The organism is Nisaea sp. (assembly GCF_034670185.1).
Taxonomy (GTDB): Bacteria; Pseudomonadota; Alphaproteobacteria; order Thalassobaculales; family Thalassobaculaceae; genus Nisaea.
The window spans coordinates 320,055-344,235 of the sequence record NZ_JAXMNY010000001.1 but is presented as its reverse complement, the minus strand read 5'-3'; the positions used below and the strand labels follow the sequence as shown (position 1 = coordinate 344,235).

Sequence of the window (24,181 nt, the reverse complement as noted above, 5' to 3'; positions counted from 1 at the left end):
TCATGTCGTTCGACTGGTGGACCTTCGGACTGCAGACAGTCAACTTCGTCATCCTCGTATGGCTGCTGCACAGATTTCTCTACAAACCGGTTTTGCGGGTCGTCGACGCGCGCCGTGCCGAAATCGACAAAGAGCGCGCCGAAGCGAAGCGTATCCAGCAGGAAGCGCAATCCGAGCTGAAGCGAATTCGCACGGAACAATCCGAGACCGAGGCCAAGCGTGAAGCCGTGCTCGCCACGGCCAGAGCTGAGGCGGAGGCACTGGCAGCGGCACGCCGGACCCAGGCCGAACGCGATGCAGAGGCGCTTGAAGTACAGACCCGGAAGTCATTGCAAACCGAGCGCGCCGCAGCCGCAGATGAGACCCGGAAGATCGCGCTCGATCTCGGGATGGACGTTGCACGCCGTCTACTGGAGGAGGTGCCCCCGGATCTTAGGGCGGAAGCCTGGCTCGACCGCATCGAACGGCACCTGGACTCGCTGGAACCCGGCGAGCGCGACTCCCTGCTCGATGGTCAGGAAAACAAAAGGCTGTTGCGGGTAGTCGGCGCCATTCCCTTTCCAAAGGCCAGTATGGAGCGGTGGAAAGTGCGCCTGGCTGATATCCTCGGACAAGATCTAGAGCTCGAATTTGCCCATGACCCGGACCTTATCGCCGGTGTGGAGCTGCATTTTCCCAGTGCCATTCTGCATTTCTCCTGGCGCGGCGCCCTGGATGCAATGCGGGTGGAGATGACCGCCGATGCCGACGCTCACTGACGACCTGCACCGATGGGCGGCAAAGAACCGGGCCCACATCAAGGACGTCTCAATGGCCCCTTGGGCCGAGCCGATCGGCCGCGTGCTGCGCGCCGGAGACGGTGTCGCCACGGTTTCCGGCCTGCCGGAGACACGGCTGGACGAGCTACTGGTATTCGAGGGCGGCGTACGGGGGCTCGTCGTCGGTCTCGGAGAGACGGAAATCGGCTGCGTGCTGCTTGGCGACCCTGCCTCGATTTCTGCCGGAAGCGCGGTGCGTGGCACCGGGGAAGTCGCGCGCGTGCCGGTGGGCGATGCGCTGCTCGGAAGGATCGTCGATCCCTTGGGCGCGCCACTCGACGAAGGGGCGCCCATTGCAGAGGCTGCCTTCAACGCTGTCGAGCAACCGGCTCCGCCAATCATTGATCGCGCCCTGATCGAACGCCCGCTGGCGACCGGGTTGTTGTCCGTGGATGCCATGGTCCCGCTCGGCCGGGGACAACGCGAACTGATCATCGGCGATCGCGGAACCGGCAAGACCGCCGTCGCGGTCGACACCATCATCAACCAAAAATCCAGCGACGTGATCTGCATTTATGCCGCGATTGGCCAGAAGGCTTCCACCGTCGCCCAGGTCATTGACGCGGTGCGGCGCTACGGAGCGCCCGAGCGATGCCTCTTCGTCGTCGGAGAGGCCGATGCTCCTCCCGGCCTGCAATGGCTGACACCCTATTCCGCCTGCACCATGGCCGAATACTGGATGAACAAGGGGCACGACGTCCTGCTTGTCATGGACGAGCTGACCAAGCACGCCGCTGTGTACCGCCAGGTCTCGCTGCTGCTGCGCCGACCACCCGGAAGGGAAGCCTATCCCGGCGACATCTTCTATATCCATTCGCGATTGCTCGAACGCGCGGCACGGCTCTCGCCGGAACGGGGCGGCGGATCGCTGACCGCCCTGCCGATCGCCGAGACCCAGGCAGGCAATATCAGCGCCTACATCCCGACCAACCTGATCTCCATCACGGACGGCCAGATCTATCTGGATCCCTCCCTGTTCCACGAAGACCAGAAGCCTGCCGTCGATGTCGGCAAGAGCGTCTCCCGCGTCGGCGGCAAGACTCAGGCACCGGTAATCAAAGCCCTGTCAGCGAGCCTGAGGCTGGACTATGCGCAGTTTCTCGAGCTTGAGGTCTTTACCCGGTTCGGCACCATGGTCGACGACCGTACCCGAAAGAACATCGAACACGGACGGCGGATTCGCGCGATACTCCGGCAACGCCAGTTCGCTCCGCTCCCGCTGGGGGAGCAGGTTGCCCTGCTCTTCGCGCTCTCGGAAAATCTGCTCGACGATGTGCCCATGGAACGCATCGATGCGTTCCGGAACGCCCTGTCCTCCTGGCTTGTCCAGGACGCTCCGGACATCCTCGCGTTGAGTGATCAAGCCAAGTCTCTGACGGACAAGCAGCGTCAGCACCTGCATGACGGCATCGCCGCCCTGGCGGCATCGGAATGCAGAACAGAGCCGGCAGAGGCTCGATGACCCGGCTCGCGGAGATCGAGGCGCAGATTTCCGGTATGAGCGATCTGCAGAACATCATTGCGGCCATGCGGTCGCTCTCCGGCATGCGCCTAAGGGAAGCGCAACGCGCCGTCCCCGGCATTCGGCAATATGCGGAGGTCGTCGCAGGCGGAATTGCCGACACGCTCTCCATGGTGCATGGGAAGCCGGACATGTCAGAAGCAAAACCGGGCACGACCGCCATTATCCTCTGCGCGTCCGAACACGGCTTCGTCGGCGGCTTCAACGACAGGGTCGTGGCGGCGGCACTGAATGCCCTTGGCCCCCAGGACAAACTGTTTGTGCTCGGCAGCCGCGGCGCCGCACGCGCGACGGAAATGAACCGCACCCCGGCCTGGTTTGGACCGATGGCGACCCGGCCCGATGCCGTATCGGCGGCGGTGCAGCGTTTGTCCGAAGAACTGTTTCGGCAGATCGCGGCGCGCGAGATCACCCGAGTAGAGGCTATATATGCCGCTTCCAGACAAGGTGCTGCCTCAACCGTGGAACGCCGACCGCTGCTTCCGCTCGATGTCCGCATCCCGCAAACAAAGCAGAAGCATCAAGCTCCGCTCCACAACATGGACCCGGCAAAGCTGCTTGAGAAATTGACGGAAGAATACGTCTTCGCGCGCCTGACAGAAGCGGCGGTGGAGTCGATTTCCGCTGAAAACGCCGCCCGGCTCTCGGCCACGCAGGCCGCACACGACAATATCTCGACCATGCTCACGACCCTGCAAAGCGATGCACGGCAGTCACGGCAATCAGAAATCACCACCGAGATCCTTGAGCTTGCCGTCGGGGCGGCCATGGTCGGCGACCAATAGAACCCTGGAATTCTCTCACGTCGGCGCGTGCAGCTCCGGTAAAGCGCGCGTCACGGTTTGCCTGCCGTTTTTGAAGACAAACATCGGCTGGGCCAGCTCGGCGACAACCATGGCCGGGTCCGTGCTGTCGACCGCGACGAGATCCGCAGTCTTGCCGACCTCGATGCCGTAATCCTTCAGGTTCATCAGCGCGGCGGACCGGGTCGATATCATATTCAGGCATTCCGCCAGCAGGTTCGTCTGCCCGATCTGCGCGATATTGGCGTAGAGATTTGCCATGCGGATCAGCGAGCAGTCGCCGTAAGGCGTGAACGGGTTCAGCACGTTGTTTGTCGAGAGGGAGCAATTGACCCCGTGGCCGAGCATCCGGTGCAGCGGCGTGACACCGCGCGGGACGGAATGATCATGATCGCGATGCATCAGAAACAGATCTGTCGACGGCAGGACCGTGACAGCAACGCCCGCACCAGCGAGCCGCCGGGCCAGCGCATCGAAGCTCTCCGGCGGCATGGCGGCAAACTTGGTGACGTGTCCGACCGCAACTCGTCCGCCCCAGCCATATTCGTCGGCCTTGCGCGCAACGTAATCGGCGTCGAGTTCCATCGGATCGGCGGCAAGATCGAGATGCATGTCGATATCGACATCGAACTCCCGTGCAAGCTCGAAGATCCGGTCGATCTGCCCGTGCGGACTGCTGTCTGTATAGGGTGCCGCCCCGATGCATCCTGCACCGTCCTTCAGGGCCGCGACCATCAGATCCTCGGTTCCCGGATTGTTCAGCAATCCCTCCTGCGGAAAGACGCAGATCTCGACGTCAATTGCCCAGGCGAGATCGGCAATCGCCTGCTTCACGCCCTCGAAACCGCGCAAGCCGATGACCGGGTCGACTTCCACATGCGTGCGCATCCTGGTGGTGCCATTCACAACGCACTTCCGGAGCGTTCGCCCTGCCCTCTCGGCTACGTCTTGTTCCGTAAAGCCCGACTTCAGCCGGGCCACTTCGCTTATGGCCTCGGCCAGATCACCTTTTTCGGAGGTACAGCGGTGCAGGATGCAGGACTTGTCGAGATGTATGTGGGTCTCGACGAAACCCGGCAGCAGCAGACGGCCTTCAAGATCGAGCGTGAGGGAGCCGTCCGGCAACTCGCCGCCAATCGCGGCGATTTTTCCGTTGTCCACGCCGACATCAAGCACCTGCGCGGGTTCCGCCGCGAGACGGACATTGCGGAGCGTGAGTTCCACGAATTAACTCTCCCATCAGGGCGGCAGGCGACCCGCCAACATAATTCATTCGGCACTCTTGAATGTGCACGGGACGTTCTTGGAAGAAACGCTATCCCATGCCCGGATACGGTATTCACAGTATAATAAACCCACAGTTTTTCCGCAGGCGAGCTTGACGACGCTCCTACTTCATCCTCACACTCCGTGGTTGTTTGCAAATGACAATCAGATATGTGGCGGGGGCCCGGGTGACGCGATTTCTGACAGGATTTTTCATACTGTTGCTGCTCGCGGGCGGAGCTTCCGCGCAAGGCACCGGCCCGGCAATCGGCACGATAAAGGTTTCCAGCGGCGACGCCTCGGTGCAGCGGGGCGGCACGATGACGACCGCCAGCGAGGGGCTGGACGTGCAGCACCAGGATATCTTGCTGACCGGATCAAACGGCGCGCTCGGGGTCACCCTGAATGACGGCACACTGATTTCCCTCGGCCCGAATTCCCGTTTCGAGTTCGCGGAGTTCGAATTCGCACCGCAACGCAACAGCTTCAGTTTCTTCGGGAAAATTCTCGAAGGCACAATGGTGTACCAGTCCGGCCGGATCGGCCATATCGCACCTGAAAAAACCCGTATCGAGACACCGCTGTCTGTCATTGCTGTTCGCGGAACCCGCTTCGCGGTCCGCGTTCCGGCCGGCGCGGGGAACTAGGACATGTTCATGCAGACCCCGACTTCAAAACGCCACGGCACCGTACGATCCGGCTTCGCGGCCCTGCTGCTCGCGCTTTCCGTCAGTGCCTGTGCCATCGGCCCGTACGACACGGAAGAGCTGGCGGGCATGACGCCGCCGGACTCCCAGTTCCTGCAGAGTCTCAGCGGGGAATATGTGGCGCTCGGCGACCTCGAACGCGCCGAATATGACTGGCCAGACACTGCCAAATTCTATGACCGCGCAATCCGTGCCGGCAAAGGCGAGATAGTCGAGCCCGAGTTGTTGGACCAGAGGGATCTGGCTCCGGCGGGCCGACAAGAGCTGAAACAAGCACGAGATAAACTGACCGCCCTGTTCGCGGCTGGCGCCCGTTCCGTTGCAGGCTTGAGCAGCGCCCGTGCACAGGGCGGCTTCGACTGCTGGATGCAGGAACTCGAGGAAGGCCATCAGCCCGACGACATCGCAAAATGCCGGGAGATGTTCCTTGCTGCCCTTTCGGATGTGGAAGCCACAGTCAAAGGCGCGCTTGTTGTCCTGCTGCCGGAGGAAGACGGAAAGCTTGGTGTGATCCGAGTTGAAAACCAGCAAGGCTCAGTCACTCTCGACACCTCCCGGGCCAGCGCCCTGGTTGCCCGGACAGATGCCGCGCCCAAGGCCACCGGTACTTTCGCACCGGACGATGTCCGGGTTGTTTTCGGCGCGGCGATTGCCGCTGGTCCGACCCCACCAGTGACGTTCATGCTCTATTTTGAGCAGGGCACAGATGTTCTCACCCCCAAGTCCCTGGTCCTGCTCGACAAGGTTCTGGAGACAATCAGCCAGCGCAAATTGCCGCAGGTGGAAGTCTCCGGCCACACGGACCGCTCCGGCTCTGCGGATTTCAACGACCAGCTTGCCCTTGATCGCGCGAGCATCGTCGGACAAGAGGTCTTGAAACTCGGGGTTCCGGAAGAAGTGCTGACGGTGGAGTCCTATGGCGAACGGACGCCTGTCGTCCCGACGGCGGACGGAGTGTCCGAGCCCCGCAACCGGCGAGTCGAAATCGTCATTCGATAAAGCCCTTTGACACCATCGCTCCGTCTCAACCCAGACGAGGATGTGGCTGCCGGCCAATACCCGCTATTCTGGTTCACCTGCGCCTCACTTGGCGCTAGGGTCCGGACGGAAACAGGACGAACAAACAACAGCGAGTACGCACAGAGGCAATCGCAACGCGATCGTCAATGGCGCCTCCATGAGGCATGAATGGAAGGCAGCAAACGCAGCACTACAGGCTTCAACAAGCCTGAAGAGCAAAGCGACTTTCCGTGGCTCGATGGCCCGGAAGACGGGCATCTGCGTCGCCTGATCCGGCAGAGCCGCCTTATCGGCGCCGGCCTCCTGCTCCTGCTGGTCCTGTTCCGGGTTCTCGACGTCACGCCGGTCCAGGTCCTGAGACTCTGGGGTTTCGATCTGTTGCTCCAGACGCGGGCTCCACACACCGAGACGTCCCCTGTCGTCGCTGTCGATGTTAATGACGAAAGCCTTGCCCATTTCGGCCAATGGCCCTGGCCGCGCAGGTATTATGTCGAGCTTGTAGACCACCTGCGCGAAGCCGGGGCGGCGATGGTCGTCTTTAATATTCTGTTCTCTGAGCCGGACCGTATGTCGCCCGAAAATCTGGCGGTCACTCTACCCGGACTGGGACCAGACCTGCGCCGCGATCTGTCCGACCTCGGCAGCTACGATGTTGCACTCGCAGCAGCCATGCAGACCATTCCGACAGTCACTGCAGCCGCTGCCCAGACACCCGGCCACCCTGTGTCCGCTGCCCAGACCCGCCCCGGGCGCTTTGCTGTTCGTGGCCCTCCGGACATCGGCGCGCTTCCCGGTATTTCCGGCATCATAGAAAGTGTCGCGCCAATCGGCCCGGCAGGCGTCGGCGAAGGGATCGTCAATCTGCTCCCCTCGCCCGACGGTGCCGCACGGCGGGTTCCCGCAGCCTTTCGCGTCGGAGAGACATTCGCGCCTGGCCTTGCCCTGGAAGCGGCTCGGGTCGCGCTTGGCCAGACCAGCATGTTGCTGGAAGTTCCGTCCGCACTGGGGATGTCCGGAATATCCATTGGGCCGTTGTTCGTGCCTACGGATCGCATGGGCCGGATCTGGATCGATACGGCCGTCCCGGAACGTATCAGCAGTCTTGCAGCGCATGAGATCCTGCGGAACAACGTACCGGACGGAGAGCTTGCCGGGCGTATCGTCGTCATCGGAACGTCAGCCTCCGGCGTCGGGGAGACAGTGCGCACCGGCGCGGGAGACACCATGTCCGGATTGCATCTGCAGGCTCTCGCCCTGGACACGATTGTGACCGGCCGGACACCGTTGCGAGACCGGAGCTTCGCTGTGGCGGAAATTACCGCCGCACTCGTCCTGGGGCTTCTGCTGACATGGCTTCTGCCGCGCACACCCCTGGCCTGGAAGCCCGCGACCGCTCTTGCCTCTGTCGCTGTCCTGATAACAGCTTCCGTTGCCGCCTATGGCACCAGCGGGGCTTTGATCGATTCAAGCTTCCCCGCTATTGCTGTGCTGATGCTGACCGGAAATTTTGTGCTTGCCGATTTCCGCAGAGAAACGCTCTTGCGCCGCCGCAACGAAACATCACTGAAACAGCACGACACCTACTTCCGGGAGGTCGTCGACGCCAGCTTCGATGCCATTGTAACGATCGGCGAAGATGCCAAAGTCCGCACCGCAAACCGGGCGGCGGGCCAGATATTCGGGATCCCCGCGAATGAGCTTATCGGACATTCCATCGCCGGACGCCTTTCCGGCGACTGGGCCCGCGGACTTGCAGCCGCACCGGCGGACATTCTGCGGCAGACGGCCGCCGAGCCCACGACAATCGAGACAGGAATACTGGACCCCGTGACGTCCTCCGTCATTCGCCCGACCGAAATCACGCTGGCTGAATCCATCGCAGGCCGGGACCGCGTTTTTGTCCTGGTACTGCGGGATATCAGCGACCGCATGGCCGCCGAGGAGTCCGCTGAGCGCGCCTCCCATCGCCTGCGCGAAGGTATTGATGCGATCTCCGACGGCTTTGTTCTGTACTCACCTGACCGACAGCTGATCCTATGCAACGATCATTTCCGCAGGATGCTTGGCGGTGCCGGGGATGCTGCAGTCACCGGCGTGTTTTATGCTGACCTGCTGAAGCACTATCTCGTCTGCCGGGGTGTGACCCTCGCAGACGATGAAGAGGCAAAAACCTGGCTCGATGACCGGCTTCGTCATTTCGCCTCTTCCGTCGAACCCTATGAGCTGAAAACGGACGACGACCAGTGGTTTCGGGTAGACAAAAGGCGGACGGCGGAAGGCGGCATGGTCTGCGTCTATTCGAATATCACGGAGCTCAAAAACCGCGAAATCGAACTGAAGGCCGCGAAGGAACAGGCTGAATTAGCCAGCCTCGCCAAATCCCAGTTCCTCGCCAACATGAGCCACGAATTACGCACACCGTTGAACGCGATCATCGGCTTTGCCGACATGATGCGGGGCGAGCCGTTCGGGCCGCTCGGGAACCAGCGCTATGTCGACTATGCCAGCGACATTTCAGACAGTGGTTCGCGGCTGCTGAAAATGATCGAGCAGATCCTCGAATTCGCGCGCCTGGAAAAACTCCAGTCCCGGATAGAAAACTCCGTGACCAGCTTGACGGAAACAATCCATGCGGCGGTTACCGACCTGACACCGGCCGCACGGGAACATGCTGTTTCCGTGAAACTCAACCTGACAGACCCTCTGCCCGCCCTGCGGGCCGACCCGCAGATGCTCTACCAGATCGTCCAGAACCTGCTGGCGAACGCCCTGAAATTCTCCGATTCCGGATCGGAAGTAACAATCCGCAATATGCTCGATGACGAGCGACGGATTGTCCTCTCGATCCAGGATCACGGCATTGGGATTCCGCCCGAGCTGATCGAAAGCATCACCCAACCCTTCTGGCAACGGCCCGGTGCGATGACCAGTTCCGGCGAGGGAGTCGGCCTCGGCCTCGCCATCGTCAAGGCACATGTGGAGGCACATGAGGCGAGCATGGAAGTAGACAGCACGGCAGGCAGCGGCACGATAGTGACGATCACCTTCCCCGCATCGCGCACGGTCTGAGCTGGTTCCGGATCGCCGTTTAAGCCTGGCGACCCTCGACTTCGGCCGACGACGGCGCCGCATCGGGATCAATCGCCCGGAGCCGGTAGGCTGCAGCCTTGGGAGCCCAGTCCCGCCAGAGAACGCCGAGATCCTTTAGCGGATCGGTCGAGAAATCGACGCGAATGTCCGCATCCATCAATCCTTCGTCGCCGAGCACCTTCAGCCCGGCCGATTGCAGCGGTTCACGTTCGCTGCCGGCAGCCTCGCCGGCAAGCATACCCGCCTGCAGACGCTCCTCAAGCGGCCCGCTCGCCTCTTCGAAGGCCCGGACCATTTCGGGCAGGACATCGGCAGAGCCGAGGAAATTGCCGAGCGCGAGACTGTTAGCCCCCTCACACCCACCGCAATGATCGAAACAGGATGCCCCGGTATAATGCAGCGGCGCTCCTTTCGATGTCAGGATGCCGAGCTGGCGCCAGTGCGGTGCCGTTGCCGCCGCGCGCATGGCAGCCAGCGTTTCGGTAGCATCCTTGCTCTTCTGCCAGGCCGCGATCCCGACCGCGTGCAGACGCGGATCCGTGCGAGCCTGGGAGAACACGACACAGCCCTCGACGATGGCGCCCACACGAGCACCGACGCAGACGGACGAGGTGGCAACTGCAAACCCGATCCTGCCGGTTTCCGTGCAACGCCCTGCGAGAGAAAAAGTCATTCCGTCACCTCAATGCCAGTCTGCGCGGTGATCGGCCCATAATGCTCGATCCGGCGATGCCGTGCGAAATCGAAGACGGACCGGCGAATATAAGCGCCAAGGTCGAGATCGCAGTTATAGGCGATCACCTCGTCATCCTCGGAAACGGCGCGGGCCACGACCTCACCGGTCGGGGCCACAATGGCGGAGCCGCCGATCATGGCGAATCCGTCCTCGGAGCCGCATTTGGCAGCGGCCATGACCCAGGCGCCGTTCTGATAGGCGGCGGATTCCAGGCTGAGCCGATTGTGGAACTCGCGCAGGTGCGCCGGTTCCGGATGATGGATGTTCCGCGTCGGTGTATTGTAGCCGAGCATGAAAACTTCGGCGCCGCGCAACGCCATGACACGGAAAGTCTCCGGCCAGCGCCGGTCGTTGCAGATGCACATGCCAAAACGGCCGGAGGGAGTCTTGAAAACCGGAAACCCGAGATCACCGACTTCAAAATAACGCTTTTCAAGGTGCTCGAACTCAAGATCTCCGATCGGATCCTTCGTGCCAGGCAGATGGATCTTGCGGTATTTGCCAAGGATCGCACCGTCGGGGCCAACCAGCACCGAGGTGTTGAAACGCCGGGTCTTGCCGCCCTCCTCAACCTTTTCCGCGTATCCGAGGTAAAAGCCGATGCCAAGTGTCTTGGCTTCTTCGAACAGCGGCAGCATCGCCTGTGAGGGCAGCCCCTCTTCGAAGAAGACATCGTACTCTTCCGGGCTGTCATAGATATAACGCGGGAAGAACGTGGTCAGGGCCAGTTCCGGAAAGGTCACCCAGCGGGCGCCGTATGAATGAGCTTCACGCAGCATTTCGATAAGGCGCGCAACCACTTGGGCCTTCGTATCCTGAAGGTGAACAGGGCCCATTTGAGCAACGGCGAATACTTCTTTCCGGCTCATGAAAGCCCTCCTCTTCGTCTCCGACATATGAAGTGCTAGACGAGCGGAGTATCACCGTGAAATAAAATTGATGGGTCACTTAATAAGATGAAATTATTGATATGATCAATGCACGCCAACTCGAAGTGCTCTGTACTGTCATCGAAGTCGGTACGACGGCGCGGGCAGCCGACCTGCTGAACGTCAGTCAACCAGCCATCAGCAATATGATCCGCCACACCGAAGACCTTGTCGGGTTCCCCCTGTTCGTGCGTGAACGGGGCCGACTGGTACCGACCCGCGAAGCACAGCATATCGCGCAGGAAGCGCAGTATCTTTTCATGCAGCAGAAGCGGGTGGAGAATGTCATCAACGAGCTGCGCGGCGGCACGGTCGGCCGGCTTCATATTGTCGCCACGCCCTCCATCGGGCACGGGATCCTGCCCCGGGTGATCGCAGAGTTCGTCAAGAACAGGCCGAAACTGACACTCTCCATTGAACTCGGCAGCATCGACGAAAACATCGAGAAACTGGTCAGCGGGCGGGCCGATATCGGCCTCTCAATCACCCAACCCCGTCATTCCATGCTGTCCGTTCGGCCGGTTGCCGAAGGGCGAATGATGTGCGTCTGCCCAAAAGATCATGAAATGGCCCTGTCCGAGCGGGTTAACGTCACCGATCTCAATCACGTGCGGCATATTTCCTATGCCGTCGGCACGCCGCTCGGCCAGATCATCGACACCGTCTTCTCGGAACAGGGTCTGGAACGGCGTTATTTCTGCGAGGTCCGGCACACCGCGACCGCGCTGGAGATGGCTATTTCCGGCCTGGGTGTCGCCCTGGTAGACAGCTTTGCCCTGTTCGGTCGTGACCTCACTACACTCGCGGCGCGCCCGACCCATCCGGTCCTGCCCCTCAGCATCCATTGCATTTCCTGCAATCTTTTCCCGACATCTAATCTGGCGCTCCAGTTTCAGGGATTCCTCAGCGATTTTCTGAAAAACCACGACATTCCAACGGTAAAGCCAGAAGCTATAAGCTGACATTATCAAGTGTGAGCAATTAATTATTTTCAGGTTTTAGCGCAGCATGATCTGCTCTGTCCCAATCTTGGCCGAGCTGTACTCGATCGCCGCCTTGGTGCCGGACGACTTTCAGAAATGGAACTCGTCCAACAGGGATAATCTGGTCACCCGGATTACCCACAACAAAACTTGGTACGCGAAGAAACAGATCTCGGCCGAGGAACTCTATGTGGACGCGCCTATCAACTAAGCCGTCCGGCGGGCGGGGCGGCTCCTCCCTCCAGGGGCCGCCCCGTTCCTTTAGACCCCTTCGCGATCGGAGCCGACATGCCGTGGCTTTCCGCGATCTCAAATCTGGTGCATTACGGTCATAGGGGGCAAGTCACCGACACCATGATCGATGTGGAAGCGGTTGGAAGCAGAAGACAGTGGCGTGCCGCTTCCGTCGACCGACCCGGTCTGAGAAAATAATCCCGCCCGACGGGAACCAAGGGGGACTACATGACCTTTTCGATCATCGGACGCTGCGAGCGCACAGGGTGCTATGGCGCGGCCATCACCACATCCGACCTCGCCGTCGGATCGCGCTGCGTCCGCCTCTCCCACGGGCGCGGTGCCATGCTGTCCCAGCACCGGACCGACAGCCGCCTCGGCGATCTCGGCATCTCCCTGCTGGCCAAGGGCACCGCGGCGGACGCGGTCGTCTCGGAAGTCTGCGCATCCACCGCCGATATCGAGTGGCGCCAGATCGGCGCGCTCGATTCCGACGGCCGGGCAGCCGCCTATCATGGCCGCCGGATGTATTCGATCTACGCCCACACGGTCGGCCGCAACTGTCTCGCGCTCGGCAATATCCTCGCCAACCCTCTGGTCCCCCAGAAAATGGCGGACGCCTTCACCCGCGATCCCTCCCTGCCGCTTGCCGAACGGCTGATGAAGGCACTGGAAGCCGGGCGCGACAGTGGCGGCGAGATCCTCGGCCCGCTTCGCTCGGCGGCTCTGCGCGTCACCGGAGAACATGGCATCGACACCTACGACCTCCGGATCGATGTCTCCAACACTGACGCCGTTGCCGATCTGCGCGCATTGTACGAAGCATATCAGGGCCGCGAAGACACCATCCGGCGTGTTGCGCTGGAGCCGGAAACCATGCCCATCATGCGCAACCTTTTCGAGGCAAGCATCGAGCGGATCTCGGAGCTGGGTCTCGAGGACCGTTTCCCCACCGCCAGACACCGGGACAGCTGGACTGTTAAGGACTGAGACTATGGCAAGCGATACGATCTACTGGAACGCAAGCGCCGACCCAGCCCGGGCCAAAGCCGAAAGCACGCTGCCGGAGCGTGTCGACGTCGCCATTGTCGGTGGAGGATATACCGGGCTTGCCTCGGCGATCCATCTCGCACGGGCGGGACGCTCCGTCGCCGTGTTCGACGCGGAGGAGATCGGCCATGGCTGCTCGTCCCGCAACGGCGGCATGGTCGGTCCCAGCTTTCATCAGCTCGGCATTACCGGACTGGCCTCCCAGTATGGCGAGAGGAAAGCGCATGCCATCATGCAGGAAGGCATGAACGCTCTCGATTATTTCGAGCGCTTTGTCGCGGAAGAAAAGCTCGATTGTGACTTGCAGATGACCGGCCGCTTCCGGGGCGCCCGCAGCGTCGCTGGCTATGATGCGACTGCGCGGGAATGCGAGAAGCTGAACAAGGCCGTCGGCCTGCCCTTCGAGATGGTAGCCAAGGAAAACCAGCGCGCCGAGATCGGCACGGACTTCTTCGATGGCGGCGTGGTCTACCATCGCGACGGCGGCATTCACCCCCGCAAGCTGGCGAACGCCCTGGCGACAAAAGCCGTTGAAGCCGGCGCAATGCTGTTCCCGTCAACGCCCGTTAAAGGCATGCGCCGCGACGGCGCTGAAACGGAGATCTTCTGCGGCGGCAAGGTGGTCACGGCACGCGACGTTCTGGTCGCGACCAACGGCTACGCCGACCGCCGCACCGACGCGATGCATCAGCGCGTGGTGCAGATCCGCACCGGCGCCATCGCCACCGAGGAAATCCCGGCGGACCTGATGGCCGAGCTGTCGCCCAAAGGCCGCATGTTCGGCGAATCCGCTCGGATCTTCATGTGGTTCCGGCCGTCACCGGACGGCAAGCGCTTCATCTTTGGTGGCCGCATGGGCGAGCCGGGCTGCACTCCGGAGGTACGCGCCGCCGCCATCCGGACAGCAGCTCTCCGCGTGTTCCCGCAGCTTGAGCCCATCGGGGCCGCGCATGTCTGGTACGGCGACGTTGCCTATACCCCGGACCACTCCCCTCACCTCGGCTTCGAGGATGGCGTCTGGCTCGCCGGAGGCTATTGCGGCTCCGGCGTCACCCGCAGCCTCTATTTCGCGATGAAGTTGTCCCGCCGGATCCTTGGCGAGAAGGATGGGGAAACCGCCTTCGACGACCTGCCGTTCAAGAAGGTGCCGTTCAAGCCGTTCTCCCGGAAGGTAGCTGACCTGATGTCCCGCTGGTGGGCATGGCGGGACGAACGGGATCTGATGAGGCGCGCCTGATCACGTGTCCCATCACGGGTCGTGACGCCCAGGTCGTGACGCCTGGGAATAAAGCCCTGCACTTTCCGGCCGATGACCGCCCGCCCCCCGGCGTGGTAATTATCCTCCCATCGATAGCGGCGGAACTCTCTGCCGCATTCAATTCATTGCATGAAGGCCGGCAAGGCTGACCAGCCGCACGGTCTCGGCATCTTCTGGGAGGAAGAATCCAAATGACTGTCGGTTTTATCGGACTTGGCCGCATGGGGCGCCCGATGGCGTCCAACCTTTGCCGCAAGGGCTTCCGGCTGGTCGTCAATGACATCAATCCGGATGCGGTCAAGGAGCTGGAGCTGCTGCAGGCGTCGAGCGCGGCAACCGTCGCAGACGTCGCCAGCAAATCCGAAGTAATCGTGACGATGCTCCCCGATTCACCGGTCGTCCGCGAGGTTGTCGCCGGACCGGACGGGATCATCGCGAACGCCCCGAAAGGCGCGCTTATCCTCGACATGAGCACGGTCGATCCTGAAACGACGGACGAACTCGCGGCCATGGCCAAAGCGAAGGGCCTGAGCTTTGTCGACGCACCGGTCGGCCGTCTTGCCCAGCATGCGGATAGGGGTGAATCCCTCTTCATGGTCGGTGCCGAGCCGGAGGATTTCGAGCGGGTGAAGCCGATGCTCGAAGCCATGGGAACCACCGTCTATCACTGCGGCGGAGTGGGCACCGGAACCCGCACGAAGCTCGTGAACAACTTCCTCGCCGTGGCCTCCTGCCAGTTCAACGCCGAGGCGCTGGCCCTGTCGCAGGGCTTCGGGCTTGATCTCGAACGGACTCTGGACGTGATCTACGGCACAACGGCGGTGAACGGTCAGCTCAAGGTCAACTGGCCGGACAAGGTGCTGAAAGGCGATACCGCGCCGGGCTTCACCATTGATCTCGCCCATAAGGATCTGTCGTTGATCATCCAAGCCGCGAACGCCGCCAAAGTACCGATGCCGATGGCCGCCGCCGCGCGGGAGATGTTCACCGCTGCCCGCGCCCGCGGCTTTGGCAAACAGGACTTCTCAGCCATGGCGGACGCGCATTGCGATCTCGCGAATCTCGAGAAGCCGCGCCTGAAGCAGTAAACAAACAAAAGCCGCCGCCGGATCGCTCTGGCGGCGGCTTCGCGTCAAATGGATCAGGCTGCGGCTGCGAACGCGCCATCCAGTGCCTTGCGGGCACCGGTCAGGGATTCTTCGCGAGCATCGTCACCGAAGGCGAGCTTCTCGGCCCGGACGAAGGTTACATCTGAAATTCCGATGAAACCGAGCATGCCGCGCAGATGCGGCTCCTGCGCATCCATGACCTGGGCCGGGCCTTCGCTGTAAAGACCGCCACGGGTCTCGACGACGATTGCCCGCTTGCCGTTCAACAGACCCTCCGGGCCGTTATCCGTATAACGGAACGTCACGCCGGCCTGCAGCACATGATCGAACCAGGTCTTCAGGGTCGAGGTAATGCCGAAATTATACATCGGCGCCCCGATCAGCACGGTATCCGCTGAAATCAGTTCACCAACAAGTTCGGCCGCCAGCTTTTTCGCAGCCACCTGCTCGTCATTGGTCGCCTCGGCACCGCGAATGATGCCGACTGTGTTTTCATTAAGGTGCGGCAGCGGAGACCCGCCGACATCGCGGCGGATGATCGTCGCGCCCGGCTGCTGGGCCTGAAGTTTCGCGACCGCTTCATCGATAAGCAGTCCGGAAGTGGAAGCATCGCCGAGGGCGCTACTGGTGAGTACGAGAATGGTCGACATGATCTGGGTCCAATGTCTGCTGGTCAGGGCGTTTGCATTAAGGTAGTGGTTCGGTATTTGGATCGGAATGGCCGAAAAATGCGCCACGCTGTTGCTTCAAGAGGAACACCTGATGATCGAGATCGAGGACATGCGCTGCTTTCTCGAAGTGGTGAAAAGCGGCGGTTTCAACCGGGCGGCGGCTTATCTCGGAATATCAAAGTCCATCGTCAGCCGCCGTATCGCCAGAATAGAGGCAGATCTCGGGACCGTATTGCTGAACCGGACCACGCGTGGGGTCAGCCCGACCGAGCCCGGACTTGAATTCACCATGCGCTGCGAACGCATTCTCGCGGAATATGACGATGCCCGGGAAGCCGTTGCACAGCATGGCGGGGACGTAGTCGGCTGCCTGCGTCTGTCGGCCCCGCTCTCTTTCGGCACGCGGCACGTCGTGCCTGTTCTCTCCGAGATGGCAAAGCGCCATCCCCGGCTCGAAATCGATGTTTCGTTCAGCGACCGGAAGGTCGATCTGATCGCCGAGCGGTTCGATGCCGCCATCCGGATCGGCACATTGCAGGATTCCAGCCTGATCGCCCGCCGGATCGGCCCCGCTCGCTCTGTACTGGTCGCCAGCCCCGACTATCTCGACCGCCGGGGCCGGCCAGAAAAACCGGCGGACCTGACGGACCATGACTGCCTGATCTATACCGGCAGTTCCGATCCGGACATCACCCTCCGCAACGGCGACCGGTGGGTTTCCATCCGCCCGTCAGGCCGATTGAGATCGGATAACGGAGATGCCCTGCTCGCCTGGGCCATTGACGGGCTGGGCATTACCGGCGGGCCCACCTTCATGCTGTCCGACGCGCTCGAAAGCGGCGCTGTCGAACCGGTGCTGGCGGGCTTCCCCCTCGCGGAACACGGCATCTATGTGATCCGGCCGCCCGGCGCCAATGTGCCCGGCAAGGTCCGCGTGCTGATCGATATACTGGTCGAGCATTTCGGCGGCGCGCCACACTGGGATCGCTGCCTGATGCACGCCGCTGGAGAGCCGCTTGCCCCGTCGGCTTAGCTGACCGGCACAGCTCTGCGGCCAAGCCGGCGTTGCAGTACCCGCATCAGGAAAAAGCCCGCCTGCAGGGTTAGCCCGAAGCACAGAATGCCGATGGCAAACAGCACCATCTTGTCCGCAAGCGATGTCATCGGAGCAGTGGCGCGCAGGATAACCGAAATCCCCTCGGTCACACCGATAGCCGCCCCTGTACTGGAAGACATGACCAGCACAAAGAAGGCCCGGGTGATGTTCGGCAGAAACAACAGCGCCCCCAGCATAGAGCCCCGGCGCAACTGCATCACTGCCTCGATCCCGTTATCCACGACATACGACGCGGAATAGGGAACGAGGGAAAGTGCAACCGCCATCAGTGGCGACGGCGCCAGACCGATGCTCATTTCCCCGAATGTGATCGCTGTCCCGCGCGGGATCGCGTTCAGCAGAAAGAACATGACGACAAAGGTCGGGGCCGCCCGCATCACCCCGACCAGAGCGGCGACGATCACCTTGAATACAACGCCAGAGAGACTGAGCAAACAGAGCAAACCACCCAGAGCGAGGCCAATGATCAGCGCTATGAAGGCAATCTCGAAATTGACCACCATGCCGGCGAGCAATTGCGGCAGGAACTGTGAAAGATCCGGGAACTGGGTCATTACACGTGCCTCCTTTCGAGAACCACGCGTAATCGGCTGCAAAGCCAGACCACGATCATGACGACGAGAACATAGAACACCAGAAGCATCGTATAGGTCGTCGCCCTGCCGCTTGCGAAGGAGGTAATATCCGTCAAAGCGCTCAGCAGCTCCGGCGCACCGATGAAGGCGGCGACAGGTGTGCCCTTCGCGGCATTGATCAGAAAGGAAACGATCTGGGTCGCCGAGCGGGACACCGCGCGCCCAAACAATTGGGTTTCGGCGACATCCTTTCCCGCGTTCTCCGCATGAAGCGTATGCATCGCTTCACCGATAGCCTGCCCGGCATTGCTGCCATTCATCAGGCCCAGCGCCACGACGGCAGCGCCGATCGCAACCACGGAAGAATAGGTAAAGAACTCCTGCGCCACCGCCGCCGCGATCACCACAGTCAGCACCACAGGCGACGATTGCAGGATCACTGTCAGGCCACGGAAGACCCATTGCACAACAGAATTTTCAGAGCTTTGCAGCGCCCCCAGGAGGAGGGCGAAAAGCAGCGTCGCACCCAGCGCGCCAACGACCAGATAAAGCGAATTGAAAATGCCGCTCTGGAACAACGTCCAGGCGGGCACGGTCTTGAACATCGGGAAGGACACCGACAGCCCCGTTCGATCTGCAATCCATTGTTCCACCGCAACCACAGTTCCGACGAACGACGTTGGCTCCAGTGCCGCATCGAGCGGCGGCAGAACACATGCCGGATCTGTGATTCCTTCAGCAGTATTGCACTCCGGGCGGGCCCAAACCTCTTTCTGACGCTCCAGGAAGCCGGCCGCGATGGTGTTCTTCAGCCCTATTTCGAGGAACACGCCCGTACGGTGAAAGGTCTGGCTCATAAGGTCGAGCGCCTGTGCCAACCGGTCACTGCCGGTGCGCGCCACCCCCATGCCCCAGGGTACTTGCGCGAAACCGAACTTCGGCTCGAAGCGGCGGGCAAATTCCTCATCGGTGAAGTAGGAGGCAAAGAAACTGTTGTCCTGCGCTGCCAGCATGCATGTTTCATCCGCAAGGCGAACAGGGAGAACCGCCGCCTCCTCGAACAGCATGAGGCGGGCCTGATGCGAGATCATCTGGGCATTGGAGCCGTTGCCTATCGTCACGCAAATGCTACGCCCGGCAATATCCTTCCAGCCCGCGACCTGCAGCTCCTTCGGCCCGACCAGAATGGTTTCGGACTGGTAATAGTGCGGGCGGATGAAACGAGCCTGACTGTCTCGCTGGGTGTTGTGCCCCATGGTCGCCAGAACCACGTCGATCTTGTCTTCATCAAGCAGGACGATACGGGTTGCCGCCTTCACCCTGACGAATACCGGCGCGACACCAAGCCTAGCTGCAACGGCACGGGCAACGTCCACATCATATCCGAAACGCTCATCGCCCTCGCGCGTGCCGAAAAGCGGATACTTTTCGCGGACACCCGCCCTGATCCTGCCTTCACAGAAGATACGAACGAGACGGTCGGTGTCGGGCTTCTCGCACGCCCCGGGCGTTTCAGCCTCAACACGGGCCTCATCGAGTAAGCGTTCAAGCGCCGCGTCCGGCGTCTCCGCCAGCGCCGGAGCAACGCCCGTTACCAGCAGCCCGGCAACGAGCAGCAGAAAACGCCATTTACCCGGCATGCGAATCCCGATCTTCGGTAGCAATTTCAACAATATGCATATCAGCGAATGCGTAAGGCCCATAGCGATGGATCGATTTCCCTTCCTCTGCCCGCAGCACGGACGGAGTCATCAGGGCGAGCTTATCCTGATCGATCGACACCAGCACGGACTTGACGATACGAAGTGTCAGCCCGTGTGCTGCGACAGCCTCCCGCGATTCATCAAGGCCGACGAAACCATTATGGGTGAGCACCGCACGGCCACCTTCGGCCAAGTGATCGCGCAGCCCAGCCAGGAACGGATCAAGCAGCCTGCGGCCATCCGGCCCGCCCGCACTCCAGGTCGCATGACGCCCGGGGACCTCATGGTCCTCCATGGCGAAATGCGGCAGGTTGGCCGCGATCAAATCAAAGCGCCGGCCAGCGACCGGCTGCCACATATCGCCGCGATGGATTTGGCTGCGCGGACCATGCCCGAGATCCTGCAGCAGCAGGGTCCCCGCTGCGACCGCATCATGCTCGACGTCGACACCGCAGAGTGAGGCCGCCCCCAGGCGCGCCAGAGCCGCCAGAACGACACCGCTTCCAGACCCCATTTCCAGCGCGTGCGCGTCCCGGACACGCTCCATATCGAGATGCAGGGCATGTATCAGGGCCGCCGTATACTCGCTCGGTCGAAGCGCTGAAGGCGCAACGGTAATCTCTGGTAATACAGACATTGCTCAATCTGAAATTTCTGTGGGTGTTGCGTCTTTCGCCAATCTCAAAGCGAGCCGGCGCGCCATTTCCGCAGCCACGGTATCATCCGGATAGTCGGTCAGGATCGCCTTGTAGCGTGCCAGCGCAAGATCCAGTTCCTCGGCGACCAGAGCCTCGTATGCATCGCGTGTCATACGACACAGCCGGACAAGCTGTTCATCGGGCTCGAAGGCGGGTTCCAGATCGTAGGCACCGACCAGCTCATAGATCGGCACCTTGCCTCGCCGACCCTTGACCGCGACCTCGTCGATTGGCCGGACACAGAGCCGGTCACCGGCCTCCTTGAACACTGTATGGCTGATACAGATCCGCGTTCCGTAATCCTTGTTGATGCCCTCAAGACGGGCGGCAATGTTCACGCCGTCCCCCATGACCGTGTAGTTCATCCGGTCCGAGGACCCGATATTGCCGACCAGAACCGCATCGCTGTGAATGCCGATGCGGATGTTCAGCGGCAGCATGCCCTGCGCTGTCCAGTCTGCATTCAGCCGCGCCATCTCATGCTGGATCCTGAGAGCCGCGAAACAGGCGTGCATGGCGTGATCGTCCAGCCTGTTCGGTGCGCCCCAGAACGCCATCACTCCATCGCCAATGAACTTGTCGATGGTGCCGCTTTCCTGCTTGGTCGCTCGGGTTACGGTCTCGAGATAGGTCGAGACCCGCTGCAGGAGCTGTTTCGACGGCGTGGATTCCGAAAGGGTCGAGAACCCCTCGATATCGGAGAAGAACACGGTGAGGAACTTGTTGTAACCGCCGAGCGCGAGCTTCTGGTCCGTGTCGAGAAGTTGGCGCACCAGATCGACCGGTACGAAGGACGCGAATGATTTGACCGTCGTATCGAGCGTGTCGATCGCACGCCCGAGCAAGGCGACCTCCCGGATCGGGGTCTGCAGTGCCAGTGGGCTCTCGACGTCCAGGTCCTTGATCTTCGTCACCTTGACCGCCAGCCTCTCGAGCGGGGCCGAGATCACGCCGGAAAGGAAATAGATAATGATGATCTGCACGAGGATGGCGATCAGGCCGAATATGAAAAGCTGCCTGTTCCGTTCCTCCAGCGTGCCGGTGAAATCCGAGAGAGGGGTTACAACGAGTAGCTGCCACGCCTTCCCGAACGACGCCGGAAATGTTGTCAGGCTGGCGACATATTCCCGGCCCTGATGCTCAATCGTATACATCCCCTGACGGTCACGTGGCCGCAGGCTGAAGGCGATTGCCGACAGATCGTCGTCGAGCGACGTCACATGCATGAGCTCGGGGCGGCCGCTCCGGCTGCCATAGGTTTTTTCCTGGCGTGAATTGGCAATCACTCCGCCCTGATGGTCGAGGATGAACGAGATGGTCCCCGGGCTGATCTTGCTCTCGGCCAGATAGTCCGACATCCCGTCCAGGGTGATGTCCGCAGCCGCAACACCGCGCACATTTCCGTCCGCCCCGTAGAAGGGCGCACCGACGGTGAAGCCGACCAGGTCCAGCACGGCAAACACATCGACATCGCTGACGGACATGCCGCCGGATGCCAGGGCCGTTTCGTACCAGAGCCGGGCACGTGGATCGTAGGAGGTGCCTTTTTCGGAACGGCCGATTTCACTGCGGTCCGCATCCAGGAAAATATAGTGATCGACAGGCACTTCACCGGGCTTGCGCTCGATCCAACGGTCGGCGTAGCGCGTCCCCGTCGGCGGCAGCTTGCCCTGCACCTTGACCTCTGGGTCGATCTGCCGCGCTTGCCGGAACGAGCCATCTTCAAGCCCGACATAGGCACTGATGATGACATCGCTGTGCTGGAGAATGCTGTGCAGATAAGAGATCGAGCCGTTGCCTTCGTAAAACTCCGGCACCTCCCCGCCGAGGGCGGAAGCGCTGCGGATCAGGGACTTAATCGGCTCGAACAATTGTTCGATATTATCGATCGCCTCGTTATTGAACCGGTAAAGCAGCTTCTCCGCATGGACATGCGCCGCTTCCTGATTCGAAACGTAGTTCACTGCCACAATGGTCAGGAACACCGGCAGCGTCAGGATGATGAACAACGTCAAAATGACCGGACGAAGGCGCATTTTTTTTGTTGAGAAACTCATACCAGTGCTCACTCGGCGCCCTAACGATGCGATCTAACACATGATAGTTGAATAGTTTTTTATCGCCGAGGACTATTTATGAAAGCCTGCTGAGCGTCAACGCAGGCACAGAAGCACCGGGCCTGCGCAAGTCTCCGTCCTGTCTCCACAAGCACGGACTCCGTATTTTTCACGGCCACATTAATCCGGCATTACGTCGCTAGAATGACCTTCGGGGGCGAGCACGGCGGTCCTCTGCCGCGACGACGATGCCGACGATAACGTCGACGTTCCGGCCATCACTTGCGAATGGAACCATAAGCCGGGCAATCTTCACGAACTCCCGGTTCGGAAGCTTGTTGCTCGATACATCGTAGCGCGGCAGCTTGTCCTGCATGATCTCGTGGTAAAGCGCCCCGAACTCCTCGGCTTGTTCTTTGGAATACACATCCCGGAACAAACGGTTTTTCAGACTGCGGCCGGCGAGATCCGAAACTTCGCCGCCGACGAGGCGGTACCAGGGATCGAAGACACCGTCCCGATAAAGCTCCGCGATAATCACTTTGCCGATATGCGGCCAGATCTCGAGTGGGTCGATCTGTTCTCGTGCCGGGAGCGCGCCGTCACTGCCAATGAGTCCCGACCAATAATTATAGAAGTCGCGTACAGCCAGATCGGCGCCATTCAGATCTTCTATTCCTCTGACAAGCAAAGAAACCATTCAGCTCCGACCACGGCCGCTACCCATAATGCGAGTGCAGCTCTAAAACGTCCCGGATAGTCCCACCGCGCCCCACGCCGCCCCTGCATTTCAGCGACGCGAACAGGCGATATCTGAGCTATCTATAGCACGCTTGAATTCAGCCAGAACACACAGGGATAACCAGGAAGCCCAAGCCTCCGCTGCGTGAGAAAAAGATTCAGTGAGGTGGATGTATCTTCGGCACCCCCCGAAAACTGATGTGTATACATGAAATCGAAAAACCCACCGAAAGAGAGTCAAAAACAAGAAAATAAGGGCTGATTTTCATCAAGGTGTATACACATCTGGGCTCAATGAATATTATTGCGGGATAATTCAGGGGGGCATCAGGGCGCGAAAATGATGGAGAGCGAAAGTCAGGAACGGGTTCAGAGCCAATCGGAACGGGCGCTGGCGGGTATCCGCGAGCTTCTGTTTTCCGGGGTGTTCGCGCCCGGTGCCCGGCTAAGCGAACCGGCCATTGCCGAGCGGCTGCAACTCTCTCGCACACCAGTCCGTGCAGCCCTGGCCCGGCTTGAGCAGGAAGGCGCCGTCGACGCCATTCCCTCCGGGGGCTTTTCTGTACGCAAATTCGCGACTGAAGACATTCTCGACGCTATCGAGCTGCGTGGCGTCCTTGAAGGCACCGCTGCCCGGTTGGCCGCTGAGCGGGGCATCTCACCGGCCCAGTCCGAGGTATTCGGCACGCTGCTGTCGGAGATTGATGCGCTGCTTCAGGTTCCAGGGGAAGATCTCGACCATGCGGCTTATACCGCCTGCAATGCGGCCTTCCACGACCTGTTGAAAGAGAGCTGCGGCAGTTCCGTTATCGCACGGGAAGTCGACCGGCTGACCGGGCTGCCTTTTGCCAGTCCGAACGCGCTGCTCATGGTGCAACGGGACCTACCAGAGTTTCATGGCTCGCTGGTTCAGGCCCAATCGCAGCATCGGGAGATCGTGAACGCCATCGAGATGCGCGAAGGCAGCCGGGCCGAAGCCCTCGCCCGCGAGCATGCCCGCCTCGCCCGGCGCAATCTCGAAGTCGCCATGAACGATGACAGGATCAAGGCCCGTTATCCCGCCCTCACCCTGGTGACGGCCTGAACAGACAAAA

The 24,181-nt window shown here is 61.1% G+C and carries 22 protein-coding genes; 13 read left to right on the top strand and 9 right to left on the bottom strand.

Translation table 11 applies throughout. From position 1 onward, the window contains the following. Positions 1-2: 2 nt before the first annotated feature. Genes VOI22_RS01580 through VOI22_RS01570 form a run of 3 tightly spaced genes read left to right on the top strand, consistent with a single transcriptional unit; the run spans position 3 to position 3,125 of the window. Positions 3-758 carry a hypothetical protein gene (locus tag VOI22_RS01580; protein ID WP_323794849.1) on the top strand — a complete coding sequence of 252 codons (756 nt, stop codon included), beginning with the start codon at positions 3-5 and terminating at the stop codon, positions 756-758. Beyond that, on the top strand, positions 742-2,280 hold the full coding sequence (locus VOI22_RS01575; protein WP_323794848.1) for a F0F1 ATP synthase subunit alpha: 1,539 nt from the start codon (positions 742-744) through the stop codon (positions 2,278-2,280). The genes VOI22_RS01580 and VOI22_RS01575 overlap by 17 nt, the downstream gene beginning before the upstream one ends. After that, positions 2,277-3,125, top strand: coding sequence for a FoF1 ATP synthase subunit gamma (locus tag VOI22_RS01570; protein WP_323794847.1), 849 nt, complete (start codon positions 2,277-2,279; stop codon positions 3,123-3,125). Before VOI22_RS01575 ends, VOI22_RS01570 begins: the two co-directional genes overlap by 4 nt. A gap of 15 nt (positions 3,126-3,140) precedes the next feature. Here VOI22_RS01570 and VOI22_RS01565 read toward each other — a convergent pair whose 3' ends face one another. Then, on the bottom strand, positions 3,141-4,367 hold the full coding sequence (locus VOI22_RS01565; RefSeq protein WP_323794846.1) for an amidohydrolase family protein: 1,227 nt from the start codon (positions 4,365-4,367) through the stop codon (positions 3,141-3,143). 200 nt (positions 4,368-4,567) lie between these two features. Here VOI22_RS01565 and VOI22_RS01560 point away from each other — a divergent pair, with 200 nt between their 5' ends. From VOI22_RS01560 to VOI22_RS01550, 3 genes are all read left to right on the top strand, one after another. After that, positions 4,568-5,056 (top strand): FecR family protein, encoded by a 489-nt coding sequence (locus VOI22_RS01560; RefSeq protein ID WP_323794845.1) that lies wholly within the window; start codon positions 4,568-4,570, stop codon positions 5,054-5,056. Positions 5,057-5,065: 9 nt separating this feature from the next. Then, the gene (locus tag VOI22_RS01555; RefSeq protein ID WP_323794844.1) at positions 5,066-6,115 is read left to right on the top strand and encodes an OmpA family protein; all 1,050 of its coding nucleotides are present in this window, start codon (positions 5,066-5,068) and stop codon (positions 6,113-6,115) included. 189 nt (positions 6,116-6,304) lie between these two features. Beyond that, a complete protein-coding gene (locus VOI22_RS01550; RefSeq protein WP_323794843.1) occupies positions 6,305-9,205 on the top strand; it encodes a CHASE2 domain-containing protein in 2,901 nt (966 codons plus the stop codon). 19 nt (positions 9,206-9,224) lie between these two features. On the opposite strand, the gene VOI22_RS01545 is transcribed toward VOI22_RS01550, so the two are convergent. Then, positions 9,225-9,899 (bottom strand): DUF1028 domain-containing protein, encoded by a 675-nt coding sequence (locus VOI22_RS01545; protein ID WP_323794842.1) that lies wholly within the window; start codon positions 9,897-9,899, stop codon positions 9,225-9,227. Then, complete coding sequence (locus VOI22_RS01540; RefSeq protein ID WP_323794841.1) at positions 9,896-10,831, bottom strand: N-carbamoyl-D-amino-acid hydrolase; 936 nt, start codon at positions 10,829-10,831, stop codon at positions 9,896-9,898. Before VOI22_RS01540 ends, VOI22_RS01545 begins: the two co-directional genes overlap by 4 nt. 101 nt (positions 10,832-10,932) lie before the next feature. On the opposite strand from VOI22_RS01540, the gene VOI22_RS01535 reads away from it, so the two are divergent. The 5 genes from VOI22_RS01535 to VOI22_RS01515 all read left to right on the top strand — a co-directional run bounded on the left by VOI22_RS01535 (position 10,933) and on the right by VOI22_RS01515 (position 15,504). After that, on the top strand, positions 10,933-11,853 hold the full coding sequence (locus VOI22_RS01535) for a LysR family transcriptional regulator (protein ID WP_323794840.1): 921 nt from the start codon (positions 10,933-10,935) through the stop codon (positions 11,851-11,853). A 46-nt stretch (positions 11,854-11,899) separates the two neighbouring features. Further along, the gene (locus tag VOI22_RS01530; RefSeq protein WP_323794839.1) at positions 11,900-12,085 is read left to right on the top strand and encodes a hypothetical protein; all 186 of its coding nucleotides are present in this window, start codon (positions 11,900-11,902) and stop codon (positions 12,083-12,085) included. 251 nt (positions 12,086-12,336) lie between these two features. Continuing rightward, positions 12,337-13,098, top strand: a complete 762-nt coding sequence (locus VOI22_RS01525; RefSeq protein WP_323794838.1) for a DUF1028 domain-containing protein — start codon at positions 12,337-12,339, stop codon at positions 13,096-13,098. A gap of 4 nt (positions 13,099-13,102) precedes the next feature. Then, positions 13,103-14,395 carry an FAD-dependent oxidoreductase gene (locus VOI22_RS01520; protein ID WP_323794837.1) on the top strand — a complete coding sequence of 431 codons (1,293 nt, stop codon included), beginning with the start codon at positions 13,103-13,105 and terminating at the stop codon, positions 14,393-14,395. A 212-nt stretch (positions 14,396-14,607) separates the two neighbouring features. After that, on the top strand, positions 14,608-15,504 hold the full coding sequence (locus tag VOI22_RS01515; protein ID WP_323794836.1) for an NAD(P)-dependent oxidoreductase: 897 nt from the start codon (positions 14,608-14,610) through the stop codon (positions 15,502-15,504). A gap of 53 nt (positions 15,505-15,557) precedes the next feature. Here VOI22_RS01515 and VOI22_RS01510 read toward each other — a convergent pair whose 3' ends face one another. After that, on the bottom strand, positions 15,558-16,175 hold the full coding sequence (locus VOI22_RS01510) for an FMN-dependent NADH-azoreductase (protein WP_323794835.1): 618 nt from the start codon (positions 16,173-16,175) through the stop codon (positions 15,558-15,560). A 112-nt stretch (positions 16,176-16,287) separates the two neighbouring features. On the opposite strand from VOI22_RS01510, the gene VOI22_RS01505 reads away from it, so the two are divergent. Continuing rightward, positions 16,288-17,229, top strand: a complete 942-nt coding sequence (locus VOI22_RS01505) for a LysR family transcriptional regulator (RefSeq protein WP_323794834.1) — start codon at positions 16,288-16,290, stop codon at positions 17,227-17,229. Here the strand turns inward: VOI22_RS01505 and VOI22_RS01500 are convergent. The 5 genes from VOI22_RS01500 to VOI22_RS01480 all read right to left on the bottom strand — a co-directional run bounded on the left by VOI22_RS01500 (position 17,226) and on the right by VOI22_RS01480 (position 23,046). Next, entirely contained in the window at positions 17,226-17,867 is a 642-nt protein-coding gene (locus VOI22_RS01500; RefSeq protein ID WP_323794833.1) for a hypothetical protein, read from the bottom strand. The two genes, VOI22_RS01505 and VOI22_RS01500, sit on opposite strands and share 4 nt — an antisense overlap. Further along, positions 17,867-19,528: a transporter substrate-binding domain-containing protein gene (locus tag VOI22_RS01495; RefSeq protein ID WP_323794832.1), complete on the bottom strand. Its 1,662-nt coding sequence runs from the start codon at positions 19,526-19,528 to the stop codon at positions 17,867-17,869. The genes VOI22_RS01500 and VOI22_RS01495 overlap by 1 nt, the downstream gene beginning before the upstream one ends. Continuing rightward, positions 19,518-20,228, bottom strand: a complete 711-nt coding sequence (locus VOI22_RS01490; protein WP_323794831.1) for a methyltransferase domain-containing protein — start codon at positions 20,226-20,228, stop codon at positions 19,518-19,520. Before VOI22_RS01490 ends, VOI22_RS01495 begins: the two co-directional genes overlap by 11 nt. A gap of 3 nt (positions 20,229-20,231) precedes the next feature. Continuing rightward, positions 20,232-22,346 carry an adenylate/guanylate cyclase domain-containing protein gene (locus tag VOI22_RS01485; RefSeq protein ID WP_323794830.1) on the bottom strand — a complete coding sequence of 705 codons (2,115 nt, stop codon included), beginning with the start codon at positions 22,344-22,346 and terminating at the stop codon, positions 20,232-20,234. A 199-nt stretch (positions 22,347-22,545) separates the two neighbouring features. Next, positions 22,546-23,046, bottom strand: a complete 501-nt coding sequence (locus tag VOI22_RS01480; RefSeq protein WP_323794829.1) for a PAS domain-containing protein — start codon at positions 23,044-23,046, stop codon at positions 22,546-22,548. A gap of 381 nt (positions 23,047-23,427) precedes the next feature. Between VOI22_RS01480 and VOI22_RS01475 the strand changes: the two genes are divergently transcribed. Further along, on the top strand, positions 23,428-24,171 hold the full coding sequence (locus VOI22_RS01475; RefSeq protein WP_323794828.1) for a GntR family transcriptional regulator: 744 nt from the start codon (positions 23,428-23,430) through the stop codon (positions 24,169-24,171). Positions 24,172-24,181: the final 10 nt, after the last annotated feature.